Below are 15645 nucleotides of genomic sequence, written 5' to 3' on the forward strand. Positions count from 1 at the left end.
ACTTCACCTCCCGCGCAGCGGATTGGGCAGCTCCGTCCACAAATCCCCGCTGCTCCCGGGCGAAGTCCGCATCAGCGTCAGCGCCTTCACCGGCAGCGGCTCCCGGTGCAGGGCCACGAGGTCCGCGCTATACGCCAGTTCGGGTACGGACGCCCGCAGTGCCCCTCGCAACGCGGGACCCGAACCGGCCGTGGCCGCCAGCGCGCCCGCCACCAGCGAGCCGAACACCTTCCGGCGCAGCGAGGCCGGTTCGTCCGTGAGCACCCGTGCGGGCAGTCCGGGAGCGGCGATGCCGTGCCGGGCCAGGCGGGCCGGGGAGACGCGGATGTCGGCCAGGTCGCGGTAGACCAGGCGCAGCGGGTCGCCCGTCGCGGACAGGACGACCAGGAGGTTCTGACCGTGCGCCTCCAGGGCGACGCCCAGCTCCAGCGCGCGCAGCCCGACGGTCAGCGCGAGACGGGTGAAGGAGGCCAGCCACGCGGGGGACCGGGGCAGCACGGTCGTCGCCAGTGCGGCCACCGGGACGACGTGCTCGCCCGGGGCCGCGTACACCCGCGGCGGCTCGCGGAGTACGGCGGCCAGGTCGGGGGAGTGGGCGGTGGCCGCGCCCAGGGTGCGGGTCACGTGGAGCAGGCCGTCCATGCGCGCCGCCAGCTCCTCCCCGAACGACGACAGGTCCGCCGACGCGGCGACCGAGGCGACCGAGATGTCCCGCACCGAGGAGGTCAGCCGGGTACTCAGCGCGGTCTTGACGTGCGCTCCGCCGGGCACGGCGAGGGTCCGCAGGGACATCAGCGGGTGCGCGGCGAGCCGCTCCTCCTCGCGGGGCCGCTTCAGCACGTGCGCGGCCTGCCACGGGTGCACCGGGAGCAGCACCCGCGCACCGTCCCGCAGCTCCCGCGGCCACACCCCCGTGACCAGGCACTCGTCCGCCGCGACCGGCACCAGGCCCAGCCCCACCACCGGCCCGTGCTCGGGACCGTACGCGAGCTGCTCCGCTGCCGAGAAGCCCAGCCGCGCGCGGCAGCCGGGGTGGTACGGGTGCCCGTCGACCACGCGCCGCTCCCAGCCCCAGTCGCTGTCCGGCCACTCGTCCGGGTGATTCTCCGGTGCCGGCCCCCGCGCCCCTCGGGGCTGCGTCGCGCGCGACAGCGCCAACGACGCCGCACTGTGCCCGAGTTCGGCGGCGAACTCCTGCGCGTGCGGTACGGCGAGGCCGGTCATCAACCGCTCCGGGTCGTCGTACTCCACCTCGTCCAGCCGTACGACCGGGACGTACGCGTCCGTGCGGTACGGGTCGGCGGCCGGACCGGTCAGCCGGCGGCCGTCCCGCAGCCGCAGGACCAGTCCGTCCCCGGACCGCTCCCGGCCCCCGACCCACGGCAGCGGTTCGAAGGCGAGGGCACGCCACAGCCGGGACAGCACGGCCGCGCGGGCGCCGGGCAGCTCGGCCGTGAACCGGGCGGCCAGAGCGGGACGGACGGCCGCCAGCTCCTCGGCGATCTCGGCCGCTGCGCTGGGGGGACGGTGCACGGGCTGGCTCCTCGGGTACGAGTACGGCGTCACGGCGGAGGGCCGGCGAGGGTCATGACGAGAGACATACTGATCGTCTCCGCCCTCTCCGCCATGGACCGACCGTAGGGAACGAGTGGATCGCGTGGATCTCCTGCCCCCGCCCGGCGCCGACGCCGCCTTCCGGGACGGTGCCGCCTTCCGGGACGGTGCCGCCGCCCGGGACGACGTGGCGCGCCGCGCCGACGCCTACGCGGCCGTACCGCTGCTGAACTGCCTGCTGCGCGAGGTGGCCGAGCCGCTGCCGGGCCCCGGCGCCCGCCCCGTGTACCGGCTGCCCGGCGGCAGACTGCTGCGGGTGCGGCAGGGCCGCCGGCCGGCCGAACCGGAGGTCCGTACGGCGGCCGGGTGGCACCGGGTCGACCACGCCGAGCTGGTGAAGCTCGTCGCCGAGGCGCTGCGCGGGCACACCGGCGTGCCCAATCACGAGCTGCCCGCCGAGATGACCGACAGCCGGGACACGGTGGCCGCGCTGCTGACGGCACGCGCGCGGGCGGCCCCGCCCGAGGACCCGTACCTCCGCTCCGAGCAGTCCCTGATCACCGGCCACACCCACCACCCCGCGCCCAAGGCGCGCGGCGGCGGCCCGCACGCCGGGTGGCTGCCGTACGCGCCCGAGGCACACGCCCGCTTCCCGCTGACGCTGCTCGCCGCGCGCGAGGACACGGTCGTCGACGAGGGCGACACCGCCGCCCTGGACTCCCTCGGCAAGGCCCCGCCCGGCTACCGGCTGCTGCCCGCCCACCCCTGGCAGCTGGAGCTGACGGCACCGGCCCTCGCTCCCGCCTTCGCCGACGGCCGGCTCGTCCGGGTGGGCACGACCGGCTTCTCCGCCTGGCCCACGGCGGCGATCCGTACGGTGTACGCGCCCGAGTACCTTCCCGGGCAGGACCTGTTCCTGAAGTTCAGCCTCGACGTGCGCGTCACCAACGACATCCGCCGTCTGTGGCGTCACGACCTGCTGAGACTGCGCCGCACCGACACGGCGGTCACCGAGGCCTTCGCCTCCCTGGGACCTCCCGCCGCCTGGCTCGGCGACCGGGGCCACCGCACCGCGGACTTCGCCTTCGAGGAACTGGCCGTCGTCGTCCGCGACGGCCTGCGGGACCACCTCCTGCCCGGCGCGACCCCGCTCCTGGCCGCCGCGCTCGTGGAGGGCTTCCCCGGCAGCCCCCTCACGGGCACCGCGGACCCGGCGGTTTGGTGGGAGGCATACCTCGCCGCAGTCGTCCCGCCCGTGCTGACCGCCTTCGCCGACGACGGCGTCGTCCTGGAGGCTCATCTGCAGAACACACTGGTCGCCGTGGACGCGGCCGGCACACCGGTGCAGGCCCTTTTCCGGGACGCGGAGGGCGTCAGACTGCTGCCGGACACCTCGCGGGCGGCGGGCTGGGAACGCCTCGTGTACTGCCTGGTCGTCAACCACCTCCACGAGATCGCCGCCACGCTCACCGAGCACCACCCCGGCCTCGACCCCTGGCCCGCCGTCCGCGGCGCCCTGGCCCGCCACGACCTCCCCGAGATCCCCGCGCTGCTCGCCGCCCCCACCCTCCCCGCCAAGACCAACCTCCTGCTGCGCTGGACCGGCGCGGACGGCGCCGACGCCCGCTACCGCCCCTTGCCCAACCCGCTGCGCGGGGCCTGAGCGGCGGCCCTCCGCGGGGCCCGGAAATCCCGTGCCGCACCGCCCGCGGTGGTGCACACTCACCGCATGGCGGACATGGACGCGTTCCGGGACGAGACCGCCCGCTGGGCGGCGGGCGGCGCCGGGGACGGGGCGGCGGAGCTGGCGGCGGGCCTCGGACTGCGGACGGCGGTGCTGCTGGAGGGACCCAGCGACCTCGCCGCCGTCGAGGCCCTGGCAGCCCGCGAGGACCGCGACCTGACCGCCGAGGGCGTGGCCGTGGTGTCGATGGGCGGCGCGATGAGCGTCGGCCGCTACGCCGGTCTGCTCGGCCCACCCGGCCTCGGCCTGCGCCTGACCGGCCTCTGCGACGCCCGGGAGGAACCCTTCTACGCCCGCGGCTGGCAACGGGCCGGTGCCCCACGGGACTTCTTCGTCTGCGTGGCCGACCTGGAGGACGAGCTGATCCGGGCGCTGGGCCCGGCACGGGTCGAGGAGGTCGTACGGGCCGAGGGCGAACTGCGCCCCTGGAAGACCTTCCTGGGCCAGCCCGCCCAGCACGGCCGCTCCCGGCAGCAGCAGTTGCGCCGCTTCCTCGGCACCAGGAAGGGCCGCAAGATCCGCTACGGCGGCCTCCTGGTGGAGGCCCTCGACCCCGGCCGCACGCCCGCCCCGCTCGTCGGACTCCTCGCGGGGCTGTGACCGTACGGCGGTGGTGTCACACCCCGGTCGCCAACCCGAGGAAGCGGTTCCAGGCGGCCGGGGACACGGCGAGCTGGTCTCCCCGCCGCACCTTCGAGTCGCGGACGTGGACGGTGCCGGGGCAGGAGGCGACCTCGACGCAGTCGCCTTCGCTCCCGCTGCTGTAGCTGGACTTGTGCCACGTCATCGCCACTTCGACGCAGTCGCCGTCGCTGCCACTGCTGTAGCTACTTTTGAACCAGGCCAGTTCGTGGGCGCTCATAGCGATCCTCGCATTCGCTCCAACAGGCCCTTGGAATCCTCGGGGTTGAGGGCCTGTGAACGCAGTCTCGCATAGCGCTGGAGCCTAATGCTGACCTCCTTTGAGTCGGAGATCAGCAGGCCGCCGCGTTGCCCCTCGGCGTAACCGAACCACCTGTTCTCAGCGGTCTCCAGTACCTGGAGGGGGCCGTCGAAACCAGCGTGATCCACTTGCCGTAACGGCATGACCTGCAGCTCCACGTTGAACTGGTCGGCCCGTGTGAGCAAGTTGTCGATCAGGAGCCTCGTCACCTCCGGCCCGCCAGTGCCACTCCGGCCCGCCAGTGCCACGTTCGATCAGCGCGTGCTCAATGATGAAGCTGAATGAGATCGGTGGCCTGCGCCGAAACAGCTCGTGGCGGTCCAGACGGGCTGCCACCTGTTGGTTCACCTGCTCGTCGTCCTTCACGGGTGGCACGCTCACGGTCACCGCCCGCGCATATCCCTCCGTCTGCAACAGCCCCGGCACCACCCGGCATTCATACGTGTTCAGACTCACCGCCTCCGCCTCGAACCGCGCCCACTGCCGGAACCAGCTCGCCAGCCCCGGTTGCCGCGACAGATGCCGTGCCGCGCCCCGCAGCGCCCCGAACGCGTCGAGGATCTCCTCCGCGCGCTCCACGAAGTCCACCGGAGGGAACCGCCGCCCCTGCTCGACCGACGCCACCGTCGGCACCGAGTACCGCACCCGCGGCGCGAACTCCTCCTGCGTAGGCCCCGCCCGTTTGCGGAACGCCTTGACGACCTCGCCGAAGGTCCTGAGACTGTCCGACCGCTCCGGTTCCCCGCCCCCGCAGAGCGCTTCCGCGCCGCCCGCGCCATCCGTACCCTCCGACATCCAGGACACCTCGCGCACGTACACCCACCCGGTGCAACCCGTCCAACCCGTCCAACGGGCCCATGGTCACGGATGGTTACCCCTACCGTCCACCCTCCGTACCCGTACGCTGACCCTGCGTACCGGTCGCCGAGCTGGTGAGGGGCGGTCACGGCAGGTGGGATAGCGGCATGAGACCAGCCTCCACGCCTCGACTCCCGGTCACCGCGCGTGTGTTCGTCCAGCGGTTCAGCTCCACCCCGCGCGGCGCCCGCCTGGCGCGGCACCTCGCCCTGCACCGCCTGGACGCGTGGGGCCTCCCGTACGGCTCGGCGGTCTCCGACACGGCCGCGCTGCTCCTCGCGGAGCTGGCGGCGAACGCCGTGACGCACGGACGGGTGCCGGGGCGGGACATCGAGGTGCTGCTGCGGCTCGACGCGTACACGCTGCGGATCGACGTGTCCGACAGTCGCGGAGAGTGCCGCCCGACCGGACCGGAGACCGCCGCCGCGGCGACGCCGGAGGCCGAGCACGGCCGGGGGCTGCTGCTCGTGGACGCGCTCGCCGACCGGTGGGGCGTCGTCGACCGCGTACCCGTCGGCAAGACCGTCCGCGCGGAACTGGACCTGCGGTGACGCTGAGCGTGGCGGGACCGCCCGGAAGGGACCGGGCTCCCGCGGCGGTCGGGGGGGGGCGGTGGGCATCGCGCGGTGCGGGGTGCCGTGCCGACCCGGCCGGGGGCGCACCTCAATATGCTCGCCGCATGCTCACCGAAGTCACCGCCACCCGTTACGTCGAGCCCCTGCGTTCCGGCGGCTCCGTGCCCGCCGTGGTCGAGGCCGACGACCTGGGCACCTACGTCCTGAAGTTCACCGGCTCCGCGCAGGGCCGCAAGGCGCTGGTCGCCGAGGTGGTCGTGGGCGAGCTGGCCCGGGAGCTGGGGCTGCGGGTGCCGGAGCTGGTGCTCGCGCACTTCGACCCGGCGATCGCCGCCGACGAACCGCACCAGGAGGTGCGGGACCTGCTGCACGCCAGCGCGGGGCTCAACCTCGGCATGGACTACCTGTCGGGCGGCGCCGACCTCACGCCCGAGGTGGCCGAGGTGTTCCCGGTGGACGCGCGGGAGGCCGGGCGCGTCGTCTGGCTGGACGCCCTCACCGTGAACGTCGACCGCACGGTGCACAGCTCCAACCTCATGGTCTGGCCCACCCGCGGCACCGCGGTCCCGCGCCTGTGGCTGATCGACCACGGCGCGGCCCTCGTCTTCCACCACCGCTGGGGGGCCTCGGCACCCGAGAGGGCGTACGACTTCCGTCACCACGCCCTCGGTCACTACACGCCCGACGTCCCGGCCGCCGACGCCGAGCTGGCGCCGAGGGTGACGCGGGAGCTGCTGCGTGAGGTGGTGGGCCGGGTGCCCGAGGCCTGGCTGACCTGCGAGGCCGGTTTCGACACGCCGGACGAGGTGCGCGCCGCCTACGTGGACTACCTGCACGCGCGCGTACGGGCCTCCCGGCAGTGGCTGCCCACCGGCTTCCCGAGCCGCGAGGAACTCGCCGCCGAGAACGCCGCCCGTGCGGAACGCACTCGGCGCGGCCGGCCCGACTGGCTGAAGCGGGTCCCCGACCTGCACGGCGAGCCGCCCGCCGAGCAGGACTGGTCCGTGCACCTGGGCTGACACGCGGCCGCGCCCCCACCCGGTGCCGTACTGCGGCACGGGAGGGCGCGGACGTGCTGCGTCCCGCGGCGTCAGCCCTTGAGCTGCTCGTACGCGGGCAGCGTCAGGAAGTCGGCGTAGTCCTCGTCGAGCGACACCGTGAGCAGCAGGTCGTGGGCCTGCTGCCAGTTGCCGGCCGCGAAGGCCTCGTCGCCGGTCTCGGCGCGGATGTTCGCCAGTTCCTCGGCGGCGACCTTGCGGGCCAGCTCGGCGGTGACCCGCTCACCGTTGTCGAGGACGACCTCCGCGTTGATCCACTGCCAGATCTGCGAGCGGGAGATCTCGGCGGTGGCCGCGTCCTCCATCAGGTTGAAGATGGCGACCGCGCCGAGGCCGCGCAGCCACGCCTCGATGTAGCGGATGCCGACCTGGACCGCGTTGACCAGACCGGCGTAGGTCGGCTTGGCGTCCAGTGAGCCGATCGCGATGAGGTCGGCGGCCCTGACGTCGACGTCCTCGCGCAGGCGGTCCTTCTGGTTCGGCTTGTCGCCGAGGACCTTGTCGAAGGACTCCATGGCGATCGGGACCAGGTCGGGGTGGGCGACCCAGGAGCCGTCGAAGCCGTCGCCCGCCTCGCGGTCCTTGTCGGCGCGGACCTTCTCGAAGGCGACCTTGTTGACCTCCGCGTCGCGGCGCGAGGGAATGAACGCCGCCATGCCGCCGATCGCGTGCGCGCCGCGCTTGTGGCAGGTGCGGACCAGGAGTTCGGTGTACGCCCGCATGAACGGGGCGGTCATCGTCACCGCGTTGCGGTCCGGCAGGACGAACTCGGCACCGCCGTCACGGAAGTTCTTGACGATGGAGAACAGGTAGTCCCAACGGCCCGCGTTCAGCCCGGCGGCGTGGTCGCGCAGTTCGTAGAGGATCTCCTCCATCTCGTACGCGGCCGTGATCGTCTCGATCAGGACGGTGGCGCGGACAGTGCCCTGGGGAATGCCGACGTAGTCCTGCGCGAAGACGAACACCTCGTTCCAGAGGCGGGCCTCCAGGTGGGACTCCGTCTTCGGGAGGTAGAAGTACGGGCCCTTGCCGAGGTCCAGCAGGCGCTGGGCGTTGTGGAAGAAGTACAGGCCGAAGTCGACCAGGGCGCCCGGGACCGGGCGGCCGTCGACCTGGAGGTGGCGCTCGTCGAGGTGCCAGCCGCGCGGGCGCATGACGACCGTCGCCAGTTCGGCGTCCGGGCGCAGCGCGTAGGACTTGCCCGTGCGCTCGTCGGTGAAGTCGATGGCGCGGTGGAAGGCCGCGGTCAGGTTGAGCTGGCCCAGGACCACGTTCTCCCAGGTCGGCGCCGAGGCGTCCTCGAAGTCCGCCAGCCACACCCTCGCGCCCGAGTTGAGCGCGTTGATGGTCATCTTGCGGTCGGTGGGGCCGGTGATCTCGACGCGGCGGTCGTTCAGCGCGGCCGGAGCGGGGGCCACCTTCCAGGAGTCGTCCGCGCGGATCGCGGCGGTCTCCGGGAGGAAGTCGAGCGTGGCGGTGCGGGCGATCTCGGCGCGGCGCTCCGCACGGCGGGCGAGGAGTTCGTCACGCCTGGGCGTGAACCGCCGGTGCAGCTCGGCCACGAAGGCGAGCGCCGCGTCGGTGAGGACCTCCTCCTGCCGGCGCAGGGGCTCGGCGTCGACGATGGCCAGCGGGGACGGCGCTGGTGCGGACATGAGCTGTCACTTCCTTCAGCGGTGGCACCGGGTGCCAACGGGCACGTATGGGGGCATTGCGCACCCGTTGCGCGGCCGGGTGCCTCTGGTCAGTGGATAGTAGTTTCCTCATCGTGGAACTTCAATGGTTTGTTGATGTCGAGATTCTCCGAGTCGAGGGAAGGTGGCTCTCGGTGCCAGGCCCTTCACTCAAGGTGGGCCAGGTCGGCCTCGGTGTCGATGTCGTACGGCCGCGCCACGTCCCCGCACTCCACGAGCGCGATCTCCGCCTCGTGTTCCCGCAGATACGCGCGTGCCCCCTGGTCCCCGGTGGCAGTCGCCGCGATCGCCGCCCAGTGTGCGGCGCCGAGCAGGACGGGATGGCCGCGCACGCCCGCGTACGCCGCCGCGACCAGCGATGTCTCGTCCCGGTACCCGGCGCGCACCCGGGCCATCGCCTCCGCGCCGACGCCGGGCTGGTCCACCAGCGAGACCAGTGCCGCCCGGGCCCCGGTCCCCGCCAGTGAGCCGAGCCCGGCCCGCAGCGACGAGCCCATGCCCTGCTCCCAGCCGGGATTGTCCACGAGGACGCAGCCGTCGAGCACCGCCCGCGCGCGTACGTCCCCGGCGCGCGCTCCCACAACGACGTGCACGCGGGCGCAGCCGGCCGCGCGCAGCGCGTCGACCGCGTGTTCGACGAGTGGATGTCCGCGGTGTTCGAGGAGTGCCTTGGGCCGGCCGCCGAGCCGCCGGCCGCCCCCGGCGGCCAGCAGCAGTCCCGCCACCCGCTTCTCCACCTGGGCTTCGATGTCGGTCATGCGTCCTGCATACCTGACGGCACGCCAAACACTCCGGCGTGCGCGGGGTTTCGGGAGGCTGAATTTCGGTCCGCGCGGTGGCGCGTCCGGCGTGGGGTGGCGTTTACTGGCCCGCGTCCCCGGCGCCCGAGCGGTGTCCCGGGGTGCTCGGCACGTTCACCACGTAGGGGCGGGGTGCGAGGGGGAGGGGCTGTGTTGCGGAGCTTGGGGCAGAGGCGAGTGGCCGTCGGCGACGAGGACGTGAGGGTGGCGGCACTGCGGACCGCGGTGTCCCGGTTGCGCCGCCAACTGGCCCTGCTGCCTGCCGATTTCCCGGACCGCGCGATAGCGGAGGACGAGCTGGCCGACCTCGCCGCGATGGCGGGTCACGGCGTCCCCGAGGTGCCGCGACTGCGCCGCTCCCTGCTGCTGATCGCCGGTGCGATCGGCTCCGTCAGCGCCCTCGGGCCGGGGCTGACGGAGGTCCGTCACGCCGTGGAACTGTTCGGGGACCCGCCGCGCCGCTGAATCCGCTCCGCGGGGGGCGGCTCAGACGGCCGGGTTGCCGTTCGAGGTGAGCAGGGCCTCCGACAGCTCCGCCGCCACCTGCTGGAGCAGCGGCACCATCCGGTCGGTCGCGGTCTCCGTGACCCGGCCGGCCGGGCCGGAGATCGAGATGGCGGCCGCGGTGGGGGAGTTCGGCACGGAGACGGCCAGGCAGCGGACGCCGATCTCCTGCTCGTTGTCGTCGATCGCGTAGCCCCGGCGCCGCACGTCCTCGAGCGCCGCGATGAAGCCGTCCGGCGTGGTGATGGTCTTGTCGGTCGCGGCCGGCATGCCGGTACGGCCCAGCAGGGCCCGCACCTCGTCCGCCGGGAAGTCCGCGAGCAGCGCCTTGCCGACGCCCGTGGAGTGCGGCAGGACGCGCCTGCCGACCTCGGTGAACATGCGCATCGAGTGCTTGGACGGCACCTGTGCCACGTACACGATCTCGTCCCCGTCGAGCAGGGCCATGTTCGCCGTCTCGCCGGTCTCCTCGACCAGGCGGGCCAGGTGCGGGCGGGCCCAGGTGCCCAGCAGTCGGCCCGCGGACTCGCCCAGCCGGATCAGGCGCGGGCCGAGCGCGTACCGGCGGTTGGGCTGCTGGCGTACGTATCCGCAGGCCACAAGCGTGCGCATCAGGCGGTGGATGGTCGGAAGCGGCAGCCCGCTGCTCGCCGAGAGCTCGCTGAGGCCGACCTCGCCACCCGCGTCCGCCATCCGTTCGAGCAGGTCGAAGGCACGCTCCAGGGACTGGACGCCACCTGTGGCGGACCTGGCGGAGTCGGTGGTGCTGGCGCTGGACGTCGGCACGGCACGTTCCTTTCGAGGCTGGCGGGAGGAAAGAAGCGTACCCGGCGGCCGGTTGACTACCGGCTTGTACGTAGCTACGTTCTGCTTGCTGGAATTCTAATTCCGCTTTGTGGAAACGTCCAGGGTCAAGCGCTGGGCATGCCCGCACAAAGGGTGCCTCTTGACGGTCCGGAGGCGGAAGTGAAGACTCCTTCAACAGAACGTTGAAATGGCTGGCGGAAAGAGAGGTCCGGGTGTCCGGAGCTGAACTGGTCCTGCGCTCGACGCGCGTCATCACTCCCGAGGGGACCCGCGCCGCGTCGATCGCGGTGACCGGGGAGAAGATCACGGCCGTCCTGCCGTACGACGCCCCCGTCCCGTCGGGTGCCCGGCTGGAGGACGTCGGCGACCACGTCGTCCTGCCCGGACTGGTCGACACCCACGTGCACGTGAACGACCCCGGCCGTACCGAGTGGGAGGGCTTCTGGACCGCCACCCGCGCCGCGGCGGCCGGCGGCATCACCACCCTCGTCGACATGCCGCTCAACTCCATCCCGCCGACCACCACGGTCGCGAACCTGCGCACCAAGCGCGAGGTCGCCGCCGACAAGGCCCACATCGACGTCGGCTTCTGGGGCGGCGCCCTGCCGGACAACGTCAAGGACCTGCGCCCCCTGCACGAGGCCGGGGTCTTCGGCTTCAAGGCGTTCCTGTCGCCCTCCGGCGTGGACGAGTTCCCGCACCTCGACCAGGAGCAGCTCGCCCGGTCGCTGGCGGAGATCGCCGCCTTCGACGGACTGCTGATCGTGCACGCCGAGGACCCGCACCACCTGGCCGCCGCCCCGCAGCAGGGCGGCCCCCGGTACACCCACTTCCTCGCCAGCCGGCCGCGCGACGCCGAGGACACCGCCGTCGCCACCCTGCTCGCGCAGGCGAAGCGCTTCAACGCGCGTGTGCACGTGCTCCACCTGTCCTCCGGCGACGCACTGCCGCTGATCGCCGAGGCCCGCGCCGACGGCGTACGGGTGACGGTGGAGACCTGCCCGCACTACCTCACGCTCACCGCCGAAGAGGTACCGGACGGCGCCAGCGAGTTCAAGTGCTGCCCGCCCATCCGCGAGGCCGCCAACCAGGACCTGCTGTGGCAGGCGCTGGCGGACGGCACCATCGACTGCGTGGTCACCGACCACTCCCCGTCCACCGCCGACCTCAAGACCGACGACTTCGCCACCGCCTGGGGCGGCATCGCCGGTCTCCAGCTCAGCCTGCCGGCCATGTGGACGGCGGCCCGCGAGCGCGGCCTGGGCCTGGAGGACATCGTGCGCTGGATGTCGGCGCGGCCGGCCGGCCTGGTGGGTCTCGACGCCCGCAAGGGCGCCGTCGCGGCGGGCCACGACGCGGACTTCGCCGTCCTCGCCCCCGACGAGACCTTCACCGTCGACCCGGCCGCCCTCCAGCACCGCAACCGCGTCACCGCGTACGCGGGCAAGACTTTGTACGGCGTCGTGAAGTCCACCTGGCTGCGCGGCACGCGCGTCCTGGCGGACGGCGCGTTCACCGAACCGAAGGGACAGCTCCTCGACCGGGCCCGACGCGCCCGGACTCCCTGAACCCAGATCACCTCGAACGATCCCGAAAGGAACACCTGATCACCGTGACGGCCCAGCAGAACCCCTCGTTGGCCAGCTTCACCGGCGACGCGAACCCCTACGGAGGCGGTGACCCGTACGCGGACTACCGCGCGGCCGACCTCCCCTTCACCCAGTACGCCAACCTTGCCGACCGGCGGCTCGGCGCGGGTGTCGTCGCCGCCAACGACGAGTTCTTCGCCCAGCGCGAGAACCTGCTGGTGCCCGAGCCCGCCGAGTTCGACCCCGAGCACTTCGGGCACAAGGGCAAGGTCATGGACGGCTGGGAGACCCGTCGGCGGCGCGGCGCGTCGGCCGGGCACCCCTGGCCGACCGAGGAGGACCACGACTGGGCGCTGATCCGCCTCGGCGCCCCCGGCGTGATCCGCGGCATCGTCGTCGACACCGCACACTTCCGCGGCAACTACCCGCAGGCCGTCTCCGTCGAGGGCGCCGCGGTCGCGGGCTCCCCGTCCCCGGAGGAACTGCTCGCGGACGACGTGAAGTGGACGACCCTCGTCCCGCGCACCGCGGTCGGCGGGCACGCCGCCAACGGCTTCACCGTCTCGGCCGAGCAGCGCTTCACCCACCTGCGCCTCAAGCAGCACCCCGACGGCGGCATCGCCCGCCTGCGCGTGCACGGCGAGGTCGTCCCCGACCCGGCGTGGCTCACGGCCCTCGGCACCTTCGACGTGGTCGCCCTGGAGAACGGCGGCCGGGTCGAGGACGCCTCCGACCTCTTCTACTCGCCGGCCGCCCACACCATCCAGCCGGGCCGCTCCCGCAAGATGGACGACGGCTGGGAGACCCGCCGCCGCCGCGACCGGGGCAACGACTGGATCCGCTACCGGCTGGTGGACCGCGCCCGGATCCGTGCCGTCGAGATCGACACGGCGTACCTGAAGGGCAACTCGGCCGGCTGGGCCTCGGTGTCCGTGAAGGACGGCGAGCAGGGGGAGTGGCGTGAGGTGATTCCGCGCACCCGCGTGCAGCCCGACACCAACCACCGCTTCGTCCTGCCCGAGGCGGCCGTCGGCACGCACGCGCGCGTGGACATCTTCCCCGACGGCGGCATCTCCCGGCTGCGGCTGTTCGGCTCCCTGACGGAGGACGGCGCCGCTCACCTCGCCGCCCGCCACCAGGAACTGGGAGGCTGACCCGCCGCTCACGAACCCGCGGGGCGCACCGGCCGGACAGCACCGGTGCGCCCCGCGCGCACGCCCCGCGCGCACGCCCGGGGGGCTACGCCGCGTGGCCACCGTCCACCGCGAACTCCGCACCGGTGACGTACGCGGCGCTCGCCGGGTACGCCACCGTCGACGTCACCTCGTCCGCGGCGCCGAAGCGGCCGAGCGCCGTCATGGCCGCCTGCCCGGCCGCGGCGGCCCGGCGGTGTGCCGCGCCCCCCTTCAGCCCGCCGCGGCGGCCGTGGCCCCGGGCACCTCCGCCAGCCGTACGGGTCGGCGTTCGCGGCGGGAGATGTCGCAGGCCTCGGCGATCCGCAGGGCCTGCAGCGCCTCGCGCCCGTCGCACGGGTTGTCCCGCTCGCCGCGCACCACGTCCACGAACACGGCCAGCTCGGCCTCGTAGGCGGGCCCGAAGCGCTCGACGAACCCGGTCCACGGCTTGTCCGCGGCCGGCGGCCCGGTCGGCTCGGTGGACGCGATCGGCGTACGGTCGTCCAGGCCCACGACGATCTGGTCCAGCTCACCGGCCAGCTCCATGCGGACGTCGTACCCCGCCCCGTTCAGCCGCGTCGCCGTCACCGCGGCCAGCGTGCCGTCGTCCAGCGTGAGCAGCGCCGCGCCGGTGTCCACGTCGTCGGCCGCGCGGAACACCGGCGGACCGGCGTCGGACCCGGTGGCGTACACGTCGACGACCTCCCGCCCGGTCACCCAGCGCAGGACGTCGAAGTCGTGGATGAGCGTGTCCCGGTAGAGTCCGCCGGACTGCGGGAGGTACTCGGCCGGCGGCGGCGCCTGGTCGCTCGTCACCGCCCGGACGGTGTGCAGCCGCCCGAGCCGGCCGGAACGCACCGCCTCCCGGGCCCCGGCGTAACCGGCGTCGAAACGGCGCTGGAAGCCCATCTGGAGAATCGTCCCGGCGGCCTCCACCTCGGCGATCGCCTGTAACGTGCCGGGCAGGTCAAGCGCGATGGGTTTCTCGCAGAACACCGGGAGCCCCGAGCGGGCCGCCCGGCCGATCAGTTCGGCGTGGGCGGGCGTCGCCGTGGTGATGACCACCGCGTCCACACCCCACTGGAAGATCTCGTCCACTCCTGGTGCCGCCGTCTCGCCCAGCCGGTGGGCCAGATCCTGGGCCCGCGCGATGTCGGCGTCCGTGAGGATCAGGGATCCGACGTCGCGATGGCGGCTGAGCGTGTTGGCGTGAACGGTGCCGATACGGCCCGTCCCGATGACCCCGATGCGCATGGAATCAAAGTGGGCTCACAGTCCGCACCCTGTCAATGCGTATGTCCGGACAATCGAACCAGACAACTTCCCGTCACCTGCGCACGGAGCTACGCTCGGCCCGTGCCGAAACCAGAAGTGGACCCCACCGTGTCGCTGAACCTCGGCGTGGATCGCAGCAGCCCCGTGCCGCTGTACTTCCAGCTGTCGCAGCAGCTGGAGGCGTCGATCGAGCGCGGCGCACTGACCCCCGGCAGCCTGCTGGGCAACGAGATCGAGCTGGCCGCTCGGCTCGGTCTGTCCCGGCCCACCGTCCGCCAGGCCATCCAGTCGCTCGTCGACAAGGGCCTGCTCGTACGCCGCCGGGGCGTCGGCACCCAGGTCGTGCACAGCAAGGTCAGGCGCCCTCTGGAACTCAGCAGTCTCTACGACGACCTGGAGGCGGCGGGACAGCGCCCGGCCACGAAGGTCCTGGTCAACACCGTCGTGCCCGCGGTCGCCGAGGTAGCCGCCGCGCTCGGGGTGGCCGAGGAGAGCGACGTGCACCGCATCGAGCGGCTGAGGCTGACACACGGGGAGCCGATGGCGTACCTGTGCAACTACCTGCCGCCCGGCCTCCTCGACCTCGGCACCGTGCAGCTGGAGGCGACCGGCCTGTACCGGCTGATGCGTGCCGCCGGGATCACCCTGCACAGCGCCCGTCAGTCCATCGGCGCCCGCGCCGCCACCACCGGTGAGGCCGAGCGGCTCGCCGAGGACGAGGGCGCCCCGCTGCTCACGATGGAACGCACGACCTTCGACGACACGGGACGCGCGGTCGAGTTCGGCACGCACACCTACCGGCCGTCCCGCTACTCCTTCGAGTTCCAGCTGCTCGTGCGGCCCTGACCGGCTCCGATCAGTGGCCGCTCCCACCGTGCGAGTTCGTCGCAATGTCCGGACAATGTGACCGCCGTCCGGTACCCGGAGGCATGCGCTCCGCTTGTGTGTCGGACAATGGGGCGTTCGGGGATTCCTGGTCCCGCCCGGGGCGGTGGGGGGGGGGGGGCGCGCGCCCGCGCGCGCGGCCGCGGGGCGGCCCCGCCGCCCGCCGCGCGGGGGGCGGGGCCCG

At 73.3% G+C, this 15645-nt stretch carries 14 protein-coding genes and 2 pseudogenes; 8 read left to right on the forward strand and 8 right to left on the reverse strand.

The window, feature by feature from the left end:
* Positions 1 to 3 precede the first annotated feature (3 nt).
* Complete coding sequence (locus ACGFYH_RS26105; RefSeq protein WP_393805603.1) at positions 4 to 1533, reverse strand: IucA/IucC family protein; 1530 nt, start codon at positions 1531 to 1533, stop codon at positions 4 to 6.
* A 115-nt stretch (positions 1534 to 1648) separates the two neighbouring features.
* On the opposite strand from ACGFYH_RS26105, the gene ACGFYH_RS26110 reads away from it, so the two are divergent.
* On the forward strand, positions 1649 to 3217 hold the full coding sequence (locus tag ACGFYH_RS26110; protein WP_393805604.1) for an IucA/IucC family protein: 1569 nt from the start codon (positions 1649 to 1651) through the stop codon (positions 3215 to 3217).
* A gap of 66 nt (positions 3218 to 3283) precedes the next feature.
* On the forward strand, positions 3284 to 3898 hold the full coding sequence (locus ACGFYH_RS26115; protein ID WP_393805605.1) for a TOPRIM nucleotidyl transferase/hydrolase domain-containing protein: 615 nt from the start codon (positions 3284 to 3286) through the stop codon (positions 3896 to 3898).
* Positions 3899 to 3914: 16 nt separating this feature from the next.
* On the opposite strand, the gene ACGFYH_RS26120 is transcribed toward ACGFYH_RS26115, so the two are convergent.
* Both ACGFYH_RS26120 and ACGFYH_RS26125 read right to left on the reverse strand, forming a co-directional pair.
* Complete coding sequence (locus tag ACGFYH_RS26120; RefSeq protein ID WP_393805606.1) at positions 3915 to 4160, reverse strand: DUF397 domain-containing protein; 246 nt, start codon at positions 4158 to 4160, stop codon at positions 3915 to 3917.
* A pseudogene (locus tag ACGFYH_RS26125) lies at positions 4157 to 5036 on the reverse strand (Scr1 family TA system antitoxin-like transcriptional regulator). The gene ACGFYH_RS26120 and the pseudogene ACGFYH_RS26125 overlap by 4 nt, the downstream one beginning before the upstream one ends.
* Before the next feature lie 170 nt (positions 5037 to 5206).
* On the opposite strand from ACGFYH_RS26125, the gene ACGFYH_RS26130 reads away from it, so the two are divergent.
* Together ACGFYH_RS26130 and ACGFYH_RS26135 are read left to right on the forward strand one after the other, a co-directional pair.
* Positions 5207 to 5650 carry an ATP-binding protein gene (locus ACGFYH_RS26130; protein WP_393805607.1) on the forward strand — a complete coding sequence of 148 codons (444 nt, stop codon included), beginning with the start codon at positions 5207 to 5209 and terminating at the stop codon, positions 5648 to 5650.
* A gap of 128 nt (positions 5651 to 5778) precedes the next feature.
* The gene (locus ACGFYH_RS26135; RefSeq protein WP_393805608.1) at positions 5779 to 6693 is read left to right on the forward strand and encodes a HipA family kinase; all 915 of its coding nucleotides are present in this window, start codon (positions 5779 to 5781) and stop codon (positions 6691 to 6693) included.
* Positions 6694 to 6764: 71 nt separating this feature from the next.
* Here the strand turns inward: ACGFYH_RS26135 and aceB are convergent, their stop codons facing one another.
* Together aceB and ACGFYH_RS26145 are read right to left on the reverse strand one after the other, a co-directional pair.
* Positions 6765 to 8387 carry a malate synthase A gene (gene aceB / locus ACGFYH_RS26140; protein ID WP_393805609.1) on the reverse strand — a complete coding sequence of 541 codons (1623 nt, stop codon included), beginning with the start codon at positions 8385 to 8387 and terminating at the stop codon, positions 6765 to 6767.
* A 185-nt stretch (positions 8388 to 8572) separates the two neighbouring features.
* Positions 8573 to 9184, reverse strand: a complete 612-nt coding sequence (locus ACGFYH_RS26145; protein ID WP_393805610.1) for an NTP transferase domain-containing protein — start codon at positions 9182 to 9184, stop codon at positions 8573 to 8575.
* A 192-nt stretch (positions 9185 to 9376) separates the two neighbouring features.
* Between ACGFYH_RS26145 and ACGFYH_RS26150 the strand changes: the two genes are divergently transcribed.
* A complete protein-coding gene (locus ACGFYH_RS26150; protein WP_393805611.1) occupies positions 9377 to 9691 on the forward strand; it encodes a DUF5955 family protein in 315 nt (104 codons plus the stop codon).
* Positions 9692 to 9712: 21 nt separating this feature from the next.
* On the opposite strand, the gene allR is transcribed toward ACGFYH_RS26150, so the two are convergent.
* Positions 9713 to 10516: an allantoin degradation transcriptional regulator AllR gene (gene allR, locus ACGFYH_RS26155; RefSeq protein WP_393805612.1), complete on the reverse strand. Its 804-nt coding sequence runs from the start codon at positions 10514 to 10516 to the stop codon at positions 9713 to 9715.
* Positions 10517 to 10749: 233 nt separating this feature from the next.
* On the opposite strand from allR, the gene allB reads away from it, so the two are divergent.
* Together allB and alc are read left to right on the forward strand one after the other, a co-directional pair.
* Complete coding sequence (gene allB / locus ACGFYH_RS26160; protein WP_393805613.1) at positions 10750 to 12105, forward strand: allantoinase AllB; 1356 nt, start codon at positions 10750 to 10752, stop codon at positions 12103 to 12105.
* 44 nt (positions 12106 to 12149) lie between these two features.
* Positions 12150 to 13280 carry an allantoicase gene (gene alc / locus ACGFYH_RS26165; RefSeq protein ID WP_393805614.1) on the forward strand — a complete coding sequence of 377 codons (1131 nt, stop codon included), beginning with the start codon at positions 12150 to 12152 and terminating at the stop codon, positions 13278 to 13280.
* A gap of 85 nt (positions 13281 to 13365) precedes the next feature.
* On the opposite strand, the pseudogene ACGFYH_RS26170 reads toward alc, so the two are convergent.
* Both ACGFYH_RS26170 and ACGFYH_RS26175 read right to left on the reverse strand, forming a co-directional pair.
* Positions 13366 to 13503, reverse strand: a pseudogene (locus ACGFYH_RS26170) (oxidoreductase); the annotation flags it as partial.
* Between the two features lie 29 nt (positions 13504 to 13532).
* Positions 13533 to 14555, reverse strand: coding sequence for a Gfo/Idh/MocA family oxidoreductase (locus tag ACGFYH_RS26175; RefSeq protein ID WP_393805615.1), 1023 nt, complete (start codon positions 14553 to 14555; stop codon positions 13533 to 13535).
* 129 nt (positions 14556 to 14684) lie between these two features.
* Between ACGFYH_RS26175 and ACGFYH_RS26180 the strand changes: the two genes are divergently transcribed.
* On the forward strand, positions 14685 to 15422 hold the full coding sequence (locus ACGFYH_RS26180) for a myo-inositol degradation transcriptional regulator (RefSeq protein ID WP_393805671.1): 738 nt from the start codon (positions 14685 to 14687) through the stop codon (positions 15420 to 15422).
* Positions 15423 to 15645: the final 223 nt, after the last annotated feature.

Source organism: Streptomyces sp. NPDC048392, assembly GCF_043200575.1.
GTDB lineage: Bacteria > Actinomycetota > Actinomycetes > Streptomycetales > Streptomycetaceae > Streptomyces.